7 protein-coding genes are annotated in these 12519 nt (G+C 42.1%); 5 read left to right on the top strand and 2 right to left on the bottom strand.

The features are described 5' to 3' along the window. Nucleotides 1–36: 36 nt before the first annotated feature. Entirely contained in the window at nucleotides 37–729 is a 693-nt protein-coding gene (locus tag J0L83_08905; GenBank protein ID MBN8664679.1) for a ComF family protein, read from the bottom strand. 40 nt (nucleotides 730–769) lie between these two features. Beyond that, nucleotides 770–2140 carry a DNA repair protein RadA gene (gene radA / locus J0L83_08900; GenBank protein MBN8664678.1) on the bottom strand — a complete coding sequence of 457 codons (1371 nt, stop codon included), beginning with the start codon at nucleotides 2138–2140 and terminating at the stop codon, nucleotides 770–772. 338 nt (nucleotides 2141–2478) lie between these two features. Here radA and J0L83_08895 point away from each other — a divergent pair, with 338 nt between their 5' ends. The 5 genes from J0L83_08895 (at nucleotide 2479) to J0L83_08875 (ending at nucleotide 12495) form a co-directional block, all read left to right on the top strand. Beyond that, complete coding sequence (locus J0L83_08895; GenBank protein ID MBN8664677.1) at nucleotides 2479–3165, top strand: zinc metallopeptidase; 687 nt, start codon at nucleotides 2479–2481, stop codon at nucleotides 3163–3165. A 279-nt stretch (nucleotides 3166–3444) separates the two neighbouring features. Beyond that, nucleotides 3445–6612: a SusC/RagA family TonB-linked outer membrane protein gene (locus J0L83_08890; protein ID MBN8664676.1), complete on the top strand. Its 3168-nt coding sequence runs from the start codon at nucleotides 3445–3447 to the stop codon at nucleotides 6610–6612. 20 nt (nucleotides 6613–6632) lie between these two features. Then, on the top strand, nucleotides 6633–8315 hold the full coding sequence (locus J0L83_08885) for a SusD/RagB family nutrient-binding outer membrane lipoprotein (GenBank protein MBN8664675.1): 1683 nt from the start codon (nucleotides 6633–6635) through the stop codon (nucleotides 8313–8315). A 27-nt stretch (nucleotides 8316–8342) separates the two neighbouring features. Further along, nucleotides 8343–9227: a hypothetical protein gene (locus tag J0L83_08880; GenBank protein ID MBN8664674.1), complete on the top strand. Its 885-nt coding sequence runs from the start codon at nucleotides 8343–8345 to the stop codon at nucleotides 9225–9227. A 268-nt stretch (nucleotides 9228–9495) separates the two neighbouring features. Further along, entirely contained in the window at nucleotides 9496–12495 is a 3000-nt protein-coding gene (locus tag J0L83_08875) for a SusC/RagA family TonB-linked outer membrane protein (protein ID MBN8664673.1), read from the top strand. The last annotated feature ends 24 nt before the right edge of the window (nucleotides 12496–12519 follow it).

Here is a 12519-nt window from a genome sequence, read left to right as displayed (position 1 = left end):
GGGAAAAAAGCAAATGGTTCTGGTCTTTTTGATGAACTAAATGGTCCAAGCAACCGTAGCAATGCTGAGTTTGGTGCCTGTGATAGCTAGAATGGCCTGGCCGCATGCTTCAAGCGTAGCGCCAGTCGTCATTACGTCGTCTACCAGCAAAACATGTTTGCCTTGAATGGCTGCTTTATCCCAAACACGAAAACTTCCCTGCATATTTTGCCACCTGTTTAGCCTGTTCTTATTGGTTTGTGTTTCGGTGTGCATGGTACGTTCCAGCACATGTGTGAGGACGGGTTTGGGCCAAACCTCCCTAATGCCATTGCATATTTCATCAGCCTGATTATAACCACGTAAATGCAATTTTTTTGCGTTCAGTGGCAATGGCAGCAACACATCAATGTCTGCGTATAAGGGGGCATTGGCGAGAAAATGACCAATATATCTGCCTAATAGTCGGCCTATAGCCGGCTGTCGTTTGTATTTAAGCTGTTCCAGTAGTTCTTGTAAGAGACTATCCTTGGTAAAGTAATAACCTGCACCTGCTTGCTGGATAGGAATTCTTCCAATAAAACTAGCAGCAACAGGGTTATCACTTTGTGCGAAGAAACCTGTTTCTGGTAAACTCAATTTGCATCTGGCGCACAATGTTGTGTTGTAAGGCAGCGCATCTGTGCCGCAGCCAAAACAATAATGCGGGAATAACAAAGTGCGTAAATCCTGAAGTAGCGATAAAGGCATGTATCAAATTACATTGCCTCATTTTCCTGTAAGCTATTGTCTAAAACAATTGTCTATACACTTCATCTACGCGACCCAGTGCTACAATTTCTATCCTGAAGTTTTTAGGATCAAATGATTTTTTGTTGTAACGGGAGATGATGATTTTTTCGAAGCCCAGTTTTTCTGCTTCTGCAATACGTTGTTCAATTCTATTTACAGCGCGTATTTCTCCATTCAAACCAACTTCACCAGCAAAGCAGATTTGTTGTGGTAGTGGAATGTCTTCGTAAGAGGATAGCAACGCACAAATAATTGCAAGATCCGTTGATGGATCTTCTACTTTTAAGCCACCAGCGATGTTTACAAATACATCCTTCATGCCAAACTGAAAACCACCGCGTTTTTCCAGCACAGCAAGTAAGAGTTGTAATCTGCGCAAGTCTAAACCACTTACTGTTCTTTGTGGCGTGCCATAGACACTTTGTGTAACCAATGCTTGTATTTCTATCAGTAATGGCCGCATACCTTCAACAGTAGCTGCAATGGCAGAGCCGCTGAGTTGTTCTTCACGCTGTGTGATCAATATTTCAGAAGGATTGCTTACAATGCGCATGCCTGCTCCTGTCATTTCATAAATGCCCAGTTCTGCTGTGCTGCCAAAGCGATTCTTGAGTGTACGTAGAATGCGGTAAGCATAATGTCTATCACCTTCAAACTGTAAAACAGTATCCACCATATGTTCCAGAATCTTTGGACCTGCGATAGAACCATCTTTGGTAATATGACCAATTAAGAATACTGGAGTGGAAGTTTCTTTTGCAAAGCGCTGCAGTTCTGCGGTACATTCTCTGATTTGTGATACACTGCCTGCGGGCGAATCAATCAGGTTCGACTGAAGCGTTTGAATTGAGTCCACAATCACCAGATCAGGTTTTAGTTTTTTGATCTCCTGGAAAATGGTTTGTGTGGATGTTTCAGTAAGCAAATAAAAATGTGCATGTTGATGTTGAATTCTATCTGCCCGCATTTTGATTTGTTGCTCGCTTTCTTCTCCGCTGATGTATAAAGTTTTCAGTTGTGCTAGTTGTAAACCGTTTTGTAAAAACAAAGTGCTTTTACCAATTCCCGGTTCACCGGCAACCAAAATGATACTTCCTGGAACAATACCACCACCAAGTACACGATTGAGTTCAGAATCTGCAGTAATGATTCTTTTTTCTTCTGAGGAGTCTACATCTCTTAACGCAACAGTTCTGCCTTGTTTTTTTTCTTCACGATAATCATCCCAACCTTGTTTGTTTTGTTGCCCTTTATCGATGATTTCTTCAATGAATGTATTCCATTGTGAACAAGAAGGACATTTACCTAACCACTTCGTGCTTTCATAACCACAATTGCTACAGAAAAAAGCAGATTTCACTTTACTCATAAGGCATTAAAGATACAGATCAGGAAGGGCTGAAAATGCTGAATCAGACAAAAGCAAAAGGGCCAGCAAAACTGCTGACCCCCTTACTTACTAACCCATTAAATTCTGCCACTAAATTACAATTCTGGAGCAGTTTTCAAAATAAATTTTTGTCAAGCGGGCATCTTTTTACAATCAGTAAAACCTGTCTTTGCTGGAGGAGGGCAAAATGGCAGATTTTCTGTAAGTATTAGATAATCAATAAGTTAGGTTGTTGTTATTTGATAGTCTTCTGTATTTTGGCAGCAGAAAATGAACTGGTCGTAAATTTGATAAGATCAATTATAAATCATTGTGTTATGAATTCGATCATGTTGGTCTCGCTGATTTTTGTAGGCATCAGTATGCTGGTTTCCATGCAGCTGAAATCCAAGTTCACGAAGTACAGTCAGCAGCCTTTGTCTATCGGGCTGAGTGGAAGAGAAGTTGCGGAAAAAATGCTGCGCGACAATGGTATTTATGATGTACAAGTTGTATCGGTAGATGGGTTCTTGAGCGACCACTACAATCCGGCAAATAAAACCGTTAATCTCAGTCCAGAAGTCTATAGCGGAACCAGTATAGCTGCTGCTGCTGTAGCCGCCCATGAATGTGGCCATGCTGTACAGCACGCCACAGCCTATACCTGGCTGAATATGCGCAGCAAACTGGTACCTGTGGTGCAGTTCAGTAGTAGTATAGTGCAATGGGTACTCTTGGCAGGCATATTGGCTATCAATGTATTTCCATCTCTATTGCTAATTGGTATTGTATTGTTTGCGCTAACAACCTTGTTTTCGATCATTACACTCCCCGTTGAGTTTGATGCCAGTAACAGGGCCTTGGCATGGTTAGGAAATGCCAATATTACCAATAGCAGGGAGTCAAGCGGAGCAAAGGATGCATTAAAATGGGCAGCCATGACATATGTGGTAGCTGCAGTAGCATCGATTGCCACCTTGGTACAGTATCTCCTGATTTTTTTAGGGAATAGAGAACGGGATTAATTTTTTTAACAAATTTTATCAAAATGAGGAGGCGAGTGCCTCCTTTTTTGATTTATGAATGGTAAGCATACATGTAATAATTTTTTATATGTACCCACTTTTTTGGGATCTTTTATTTCGACTAGTTGCTTATTTTGATAATTATTAATTGATAATCAAATATTTATGTAAAATATTTTTTAATGTAAGCTCATGCAGCATTTGTTTATAAATGCCTGTCTTTTTTTTGTTAAATTATTCTTAAGGGCTATATTTGGCTCCATTCTAAACAAAATGCACATGAGAAAAAAGCTACTGCTCGGCTTTTGTGCCATGGTTTTGTCTATTGCCATGTTTGCACAAACAGTCGTGGTAACCGGTAAGGTTACTGACGAGAAGGGTGCCGCTCTCGCTGGCGCTACAGTCAGGGAAAAGAACACCAACAATGCGACCAGTGCGGGTGCTGATGGTTCCTACTCCATCAAAGTGAAACCCGGTACAAAACTGGTAATCAGCGTGGAAGGCTACGCAAACAGAGAGATTTCGGCCAAAGCCGGTGCAGGTAATGATGTATCACTTGTAGTGGATACAAAAAACCTGACCGAAGTGGTTGTAACCGCTTTGGGCGTGAAGCGTGAAAAGAAAGCTTTGGGTTATGCGGTTGCTACCGTTGACAAAAAGCAATTAGAGCAGCGTCCCGATGGTGACGTGGTTCGTTTGTTAAACGGTAAAGCACCTGGTGTGGATATTGGTGCAACCAGCGGTTTGTCTGGTTCAGGTACCAACATCATCATTCGTGGTGTATCTTCTATTTCTGGTGACGCCACTCCATTGTTCATTGTAGATGGTGTACAGTTTGATGGTTCTACCAATGCGCAGTCTGACTTCCGTTATGGTAACCAGTCTTCAAGCCGTTTCTTGGATCTGGATCCAAACAACATTGAAAGCGTTAACGTACTGAAGGGTTTGAGTGCAACAACACTGTATGGTGCTCAAGGTCGTAATGGTGTGGTGTTGATCACAACCAAGAACGGTGCCAATACACGCGTAAACAAGAAAACAGAAGTTACAGTTAACCAATCTTACTTCTCTAACACTGTGGCAAACCTGCCTGAGTATACAGATAAGTTTGGTGGTGGTTTCGATATGTCTACTGGTTTAACATTTTTCAGTAACTGGGGTGCGCCTTTCCGTACGCCTCCGGTTCGTGTAAACCACCCCTATAACCAACCAGGTCTTGCTGGTGCGTTTCCTGAGTTCCAGGGTCAGACATATGAGTTCAAACCTTATAAGGATAACGTAAAGAATTTCTTCCGTCAGGGTGCTGTAAGCACAACTTCTATCAACATGAAGGGTAGTGTTGGCGGTGTTAACCTGAGTGCTAACTACTCTTACTTAGATGATAAGGGTTTCACACCTGGTAACAGCGTAAACAGAAATACTTTCGGTATTGGTGGTAACGCGAAGTTGAGCAACAACATTACTTTGAATGCTACATTCAACTTTGTAAACACAGATTTCAAATCACCTCCTAACTCAGTGAGCTTTGGTAGCTCTGCTGCTAATGGATCTGGTGTATTTGCTGATTTGATGTATACGCCTCCTGCAGTAGATTTGATGAACCTGCCATACAAAAACCCATTAACTGGTGGTTCTATCTATTACCGTCCTGCTAACGATATTCAGAACCCTCGTTGGACAGTTGAGAATGTGCTCACTGGTCAGAAGGTGAATCGTACTTATGGTCAGATTTCAACAAAGTATGATGTGCTGAAGAATCTGAACGTAACCTATCGTCTGGGTTGGGATAATTTCAACACATTCGATTATTATTACCAGAACAAAGGTGGTGTACAAAGTCCACTGGGTTTCATGCGTACAGTTAATGCGCAAACAACTATCTGGGATCATTACCTGATTGGTAACTACCAAACAGATATCAATGAAAACTGGAACGTTACAGTTGAAGCTGGTGTTAACTCTCGTCAGCGTAGCGATGACCAAACAGGTGTTGCCAGTCAGCAACAGATCATCTTCGGTCTGTTTAACCATGGTAACTTCATCAACCAGGCTTTCCGTGGTGAAGATGGTAGTAACCTGAATGGCAGATCTAGTGAGCAACAAATTGGTGTGTTCACACAAGGTTCATTCGGTTATAAGGATTATATGTACGTAACACTGGGTGGACGTAACGATTGGGTTTCTACACTTGAAGCTCAAAACCGTTCATTGTTCTATCCTTCTGCCAGCGTTTCATTTATTCCTACTTCTGCTATTGCTTCTTTGCAGAATAATAAAATCATTAACTACGCAAAAGTTCGTGCTGGTTATTCAACCAGTGCTCGTTTCCCAGCGCCTTACAGAACTCGTCAGGCCCTGAGTGTAAACGCTAATGCTTTCGTAGATAGAAATGGTACTGCATTAAACACGAACTCAATTCCTAACCGCTTGCCTAACCCTGATTTGAAGCCAGAGTTGCTGCAAGAGTTTGAAATTGGTTTGGAAGGTCGTTTCATCAATAACCGTTTAAGCGTTGACTTCACTTACTACAATCGTGTTTCTAAGGATCAGATCCTGACTCAGGCACTGGATCCAGCAACCGGTTATACAAGTAAAGAAGTAAACGGTGGTGACGTATCTAACAAGGGTATTGAACTGCAACTGGGTGTTACTGCTATCAAGAACAGAAACTTCAGCTGGCAGATTGATATGAACTATACACGTAACCGCAGCATGGTAAGTAATCTGCCATCTTCTATCAAGCAGATTCCTGTAGCAGGTTATACTGATCTGGGTGCATTTGCGATGAATGGTCAGCCTTTGGGTGTTATCCAAGGTTATTATGTTCAGCGTGATGCAAAATCTGGTCAGCGTGTAGTAAACAGTGCTGGTAACTATATTTCTTCAAACGAAATCGGTATCATCGGTAACCCGCTGCCTTTGTGGAAAGGTGCTTTGATCAATACCTTAACATACAAGGGTCTGAGCTTCCGTATGCAGTGGGATTACACACATGGTGGTGATATTTACTCAACTACTACACGTGCTTTGTTGGCTCGTGGTGTTACAAAGGATACAGAGTTCGACAGATATGCACCGGTTATTCTGCCAGGTGTATTGGAAAATGGTCAGCCTAACAATATCCAGACATCTGCTACCAACGCCTATTTTGCCAACTTCGGTTTTGGTGCAAATGATATGAGTATTTGGGATGGCTCTGTAATTCGTTTGAGAGAAATGTCATTGTCATATGCAATTCCTGAGAGTGCTTTGAAGAAGCTGCCATTCGGTGGAATTTCTTTCACAATATCTGGTCAAAACCTGTGGTACTTAGCGCCTAACTTCCCTAAGTACAGCAATTTCGATCCAGAAACATCCGGTTTGGGTGTAGGTTCTTACAGAGGTTTGGAATTCATTACTGGTCCTTCTTCAAGAAGAGTTGGTGCCAGCATCAGAGTAACCTTTTAATCACCTAAAATCTCGAAACAATGAAAATATTTAAGAAGATAATTATGGTTGCCGGGGTTGCAGGTCTTGTTGCAACGTCATGTAACAAGAAGTTCGACTCCATGCTGGAGAACCCCAACCAACCACTGCCTGCGCAAGCAGATGCTGATTTGTATGTAAACCAGATTCAGCTGTCTTTCCCTGGCTATTTTGATGCGGTTCAGTCATTCGGTGCTGAATTCACAAGACAGTCAGCTTTTACTGGTGCTAACTACACCAATGGTTACTCACCTCAGAGTTATTCAGGCACTTGGTCATCTGCTTATACAAGTATTGTTAAGAACGCAGATGCCTTGATTGAACTGGCTGCTCCAAGAAGACAGACTTACCATGTGGGTATTGCGTATATCCTGAAAGGTTATACAATGATGACCATGGTAGATTGCTTCGGTGATGTGCCTTATACAGAAGCCAATAAGGGTAATGCAAATACGAACCCTAAGTTAGATCCAGGTAAGAATGTCTATAATGCTGCTATTGCATTATTGGATTCTGGTATCGCCAATATGGGTCGTACACCATCTACCAATGTTGCAAATGATATGTATTATGGTCACCTCAGCTCAACTGCAACACGCAGAGCTGCTTGGGCAACACTGGCTAAAACTTTGAAGCTGCGTGCTTACCTGAATCTGCGTTTATCAGATGCAGCTGCCGCTACTGCTGGTATCAATGCGTTGATTACTGGTGGTGATTTGATTGATACAGATGCTGAAGATTTTACTTTCCGTTATGGTACTCAGCTGGCTAACCCTAACACACGTCACCCTCGCTACAATGATGGTTACCGTGCTTCCGGTGGTGCTGGTGGTTATATCGGTACTTACTTCATGCATGCAATTGCAGTAGAAAAAATCCTCCTGGGTCAACCAAGAGATCCTCGTCGTGAGTTCTATTTCTATCGCCAGGCTTTTGCGCCAGGTTCACAAGCTCAGCAGCCTTGTGCATACAATGCTGCACCTGGTCATTATGGTCCTGATGATCCATTCTGTTACACACTGTCTGGCCACTGGGGTCGTGATCATGGTGATAACAGTGGTATTCCTCCTGATGGTGCTCAGCGTACTGTATGGGGAATTTACCCAGCCGGTGGTAAGTTTGATGATGTTTCTATAACTGCTGTTGGTATCAATGATGGTGCAAAAGGTGCAGGTATCCATCCAATCTGGATGTCATGGTTTACTGATTTTACCCTGATGGAAGCAGGTATCACACTTTCTGGTGTTAACCTTACTCCAGCACAGGAGAAAGCTTACTTCGTGAGTGGTATCAATAAAAACATGGCGCGCGTATTTGGTTATGGTGCAACAGTAGGCATGGCAATACCTTCCTCTGCTTTAACAACTGCAGCAAGCAGACAGACTACTTATGTAAATGGTATGTCAAATCTTTGGGATGCAGCAGCAACTGATGCAGCTAAACTGGATCTTGGTTTAAAAGAATACTACCTTACTACATGGGGTAATGGTATTGAGTCTTGGAATATGTATCGTAGAACCAGCCGTCCTCGAGCATTACAGCCGATGCTGGTGGCTAGCCCTGGTGCATTTATCCGCTCATTCTACTATCCTGCAGACTTTGCTAACCTGAATACCAATGGTTCTCAGAAAGCTGGTCCTGGCGTGAAAGTATTCTGGGATACTAACCCTGATGCGCTGTTCTAAATGAATCATCACTAAACTATGAGTAAAATGAAAAATAAATTATCATTCATCGTAGCGCTGGGTCTCTTCCTCTTCGTGATCGCTTGTAAAAAAGAAGGTCAGGATGTATGGAAGTATGAGAACCTTGGCCAGGGTGAAGTATTAAAATTTGATACGCCCAATGCCATAATTAATGGCAACCTGGATTATTCCAATCTTGCAGGTAGTTCTGTTTCTTGTAAAGTGTATTCTTATGGTGTATTGAAAGCTGCCAAAGTAGCTATCTACGCCAGTACACGTAACAACACTGATACAACTACCTGGAGAAAGATTAAGGAAGTAAATCTTGTGAACGATAAAGCAACCTTAACTGTAAGTGCTACTGAAATGGCAACTGCATTAGGTATTGCAACTAGTGCTTTACAGCCTGGTACTCAGTACAACCTGTACAATCAGGTAATTACTGAAGATGGCCGTAAGTTCTCTATCGCTAACACATTTGCAGATTATGAAAGTAACGTGAACTATAACCACGCTTTCCGCTGGACTGCCACTATCGTTTGTCCTTTCGTAGCGCCTATGGCAGGTAACTATGAAGTATTACAAGATGATTGGGCGGATTGGGGTGTAGGTGATGTTGTTCAGGTATTGGATGGCCCTGGTGCTAACCAATTGAACCTGCGTAACGTTTACCCTGCTCCATTCTATGGTGTAGTGGTTAACCCAATGGTAGTAAATGTAAACGCTGCAACTGGTGCAGCTACTGTACCAAACGTTACTTACGGTAACTATACTGCTTTTGGTAACGTTATCGCAAGCGCTTCCGGTTCAGGTTTTGTATTCTCTTGTACCGGAACTATTACATTGCGCCTTGCGCACGTATATGGTGGTACACCTCAGGGTACATTAACACTGCGTTTGAGAAAGTTGTAAACTTTTTAAAGCGAAATATCTCAAAGGGGTCGGCGAAAGTCGACCCCTTTTTTGCTTTATAGCTATAGGTTTTAAATCCGGAATGTTTCGCTGCAGCTATTGTTTACTGCATTTTGTCTGTTTACCGCATTATAAATCAGCATTTTATAAAATTACGGTCAACATATGATGAATAATTTGATGTGTCATTTATTCGTCATTGGTTATCGAAATGCTAAATATTTGACTTGTTTTTTATAAAATTGCCATCCTTTAAATTAAACTTCAAATGAGAAAACTAACTGTAGTGCTAACCATGTTAGCTGCTTTGGCTTCGTTTGAGTTATTTGCTCAGACCAAAACAGTTACCGGTAAAGTAACCGATGGCAAGTCGGGAACGCCTATTGCCGGGGTAGCTGTAAGTGTTAATGGAAACAATGTGGCATTAACAGGTGAAGATGGTGCTTTCACTGCCAGTGTTCCTCAGGATGCAAAGAAGCTCCTTTTCAAATCAGTGGGTTACGACAATGTATCTGCTGATATCATCTCCGGAACAATGATGATCAAAATGCTGGTATCTGACAAGAACCTGGAAGAAGTGGTGGTTACAGGTTATAAGTCTGCTCAGAAACGGAGCTTTGCTGGTTCTGCTGGTACGATCAAGGGTGAGGAAGTGGCAAACGTGCCCATTGCCTCTTTTGATCAGGCTATGCAGGGTCGTACACCAGGTTTGATTCTGCGTGCCAACTCTGGTCAGCCAGGTGCAAGCGGTAGTGCCATTATCAGAGGTAGAGGTTCTATCAACGGTAGTACTGAACCAATCTATATTGTAGATGGAATTCAAATTGCTGCTGCAGACTTCAGTCAGTTAAACCCTAACGATATTGAGAACATTTCAGTACTGAAAGATGCCGTTGCAACATCACTGTATGGTTCTAGAGGTGGTAACGGTGTTATCGTTGTATCAACTAAGCGTGGTTCAACCGGTAAACCTAAGTTGGAAGTAGATGTGTACACTGGTTGGTCTACACTGCCTGATTTCAACGATATGGAATTGATGAATACCAATCAGAAAATCGATTTCGAATTGAGAAGAGGTGGTACTTCACTTTCTTTCTATTCACCAAGAATGATCGACTCTCTGCGTGGAATCAATACCAATTGGTTCAATGAAATTACACGCACTGGTCGTACACACAGTGTTAACGCAAGTGCTTCAGGTGGTAGCGATAAAACAAAGTATTTCGCTTCAGTAAACTACTTCACACAGGAAGGTACAGTACGTAATACTGGTTTCGACAGAATTACTGGTCGTATGAACCTGACTCAGGAAGCTGGTAATTTCACTTTCGGTATCAATACAACTGGTACTGTTTCTAATTTCACGAATACTTCAGAAGCCAATACCGGTATCGGTACGCCGCTGAATGCTGGTTTGTGGACAAACCCATATGAGCAACCATTTGTGCCTGGTCGCTATAATGCTGCCGGTAACTTTGTTGCTGGTGGAACAACTTTAACTCGCCCAAGATTGGCAGAAAGTTTCCAGCCTATTCCCACAACAGATCTTTTCTGGAACAATAATAAGAGTGTTGATCTGAGAGCAGTTGCGAACATCAACGCTGAATACAAGATTCCTTTTGTAAAAGGTTTGTCAATCAAAACTGTTTACGGTATCGACTATCGTCAGTTTGATGCAAATGCATTTGTAGATAGAAGAACGTACAGTGCTGGTTCTAACCCAAGACCTACTTCTGGTACTTTTGCTAACTTCAGAACAAGCTCTTTCGGCCGTTCTTTCTCAAAGAGCTCTCGTATTACGAACACCAACTCAATTAACTACTCCAGAACATTTGGTGAACACTCAATTGATGGTGGTTTGTACTATGAAACAGTTGATCTGAAAGCGAATAACAATAGCAGAACTGTATTCTTGCTGGAATCTCCATTCCAAAATGAAGCTGGTGCTACAATCAATTCAGATCTGTTACCACGTGTTGGTGCAGGTGGTTCTGAAGCTTCTTTGGAATCTTATTTCGGATTAGTAAACTACGGTTTCAAGAACAGATATTTCATCACTGGTAATGTCCGTCGTGATGGTTCTTCTCGTTTTGGTGCTGATAAGCGTTACGCTACATTCGGTGGTGTAGGTGCTGCATGGTTAATCAGTGATGAGAAATTCATGGATGGTGTTTCAGGCTGGTTAAATCAGTTGAAGTTCAAGATCAGTTATGGTACTGTAGGTAACCAGGAAGGTATTGGCGCTTACCAGTCTCAAGGTGCAGTTGGTGGTCGTTTGTATAACGCTACTCAAGGTTCTACTGTTACTGAATTGGAGAACACAGATCTGCAGTGGGAATCTCGTAAAAAATTCAACACTGGTTTCGAATTCGGTATGTTTAACAACAGACTGAGCGGTTCTTTGGAAGTGTATAGCGAATTAACTGATAATCTCTTCCTGCCTGCAGAATTGTCTCGTACAACTGGTTTCAACACCCTGACAAGAAATATCGGTGCTGTTAGAAACAGTGGTGTGGAACTTGCAGTAAACTATGATATCGTAAGAAATAAGGATTTGCGTATCGGTGTTAACGCCAACTTTACTTACAACAAGAATGCTGTTGTACGTCTGACAGATCGTGATACAATCGTATCAGGTATTGTTGCACGTATCAAGGGTCAGCCAATTCAATCATTATTCCTGGTTGAGTATGCTGGTGTTAACCCACAAAATGGTAATGCGCAGTATCGTAAGTTGGATGGTACAATCACTGAAACTTACAGCATTAACGATAGAAAGATTGTTGGTAATGGTGACCCTGTTTACTTTGGTGGCTTTGGCGTAGATGCAAACTATAAGGGTATTGCTTTTTCTGCACAGTTCAGCTACTTCGGTGGTCAGAGCGCTTACAACAACGAGCGTAACAACCTGGAGAATCCAGACTACTATTACGATAACATGATTACAGATATGTTGACTGAATGGCAGAAGCCTGGTGATATCACCAGAATTCCTCGCCCAGGAAACCCATTTGTAGCCAACACTACAAGATTTGTTGAGAACAACTCATTCGTAAGATTGAGATCTGTAACCCTCTCATACAATATCCCAGCTAAAATTTTGAACAAAGCCAAGATGCGCTCTCTCATGGTGTATGCTTCAGGTACCAACCTGCTGACCTTCACCAAGTTCCGTGGTCGTGATCCTGAGTTCAACTCAGCTTCATTAACTGGTGCGCAGTATCCTGCATTGAGAACTGTTCAGGCAGGTGTAAGACTTGGTTTCTAATTCATCACAGTAGCATTAATAAAG

It is taken from the genome of Chitinophagales bacterium (assembly GCA_017303835.1).
Taxonomy (GTDB): Bacteria; Bacteroidota; Bacteroidia; order Chitinophagales; family Chitinophagaceae; genus JAFLBI01.
The sequence above is the reverse complement of the archived record's forward strand: the minus strand, read 5'-3'. Positions and strand labels throughout refer to the sequence as shown.

Coding starts and splice junctions, on each gene's coding strand:
- J0L83_08905 (MBN8664679.1), bottom strand. CDS start 729: ATGCCTTTATCGCTACTTCAGGATTTACGCACTTTGTTATTCCCGCAT.
- radA (MBN8664678.1), bottom strand. CDS start 2,140: ATGAGTAAAGTGAAATCTGCTTTTTTCTGTAGCAATTGTGGTTATGAA.
- J0L83_08895 (MBN8664677.1), top strand. CDS start 2,479: ATGAATTCGATCATGTTGGTCTCGCTGATTTTTGTAGGCATCAGTATG.
- J0L83_08890 (MBN8664676.1), top strand. CDS start 3,445: ATGAGAAAAAAGCTACTGCTCGGCTTTTGTGCCATGGTTTTGTCTATT.
- J0L83_08885 (MBN8664675.1), top strand. CDS start 6,633: ATGAAAATATTTAAGAAGATAATTATGGTTGCCGGGGTTGCAGGTCTT.
- J0L83_08880 (MBN8664674.1), top strand. CDS start 8,343: ATGAAAAATAAATTATCATTCATCGTAGCGCTGGGTCTCTTCCTCTTC.
- J0L83_08875 (MBN8664673.1), top strand. CDS start 9,496: ATGAGAAAACTAACTGTAGTGCTAACCATGTTAGCTGCTTTGGCTTCG.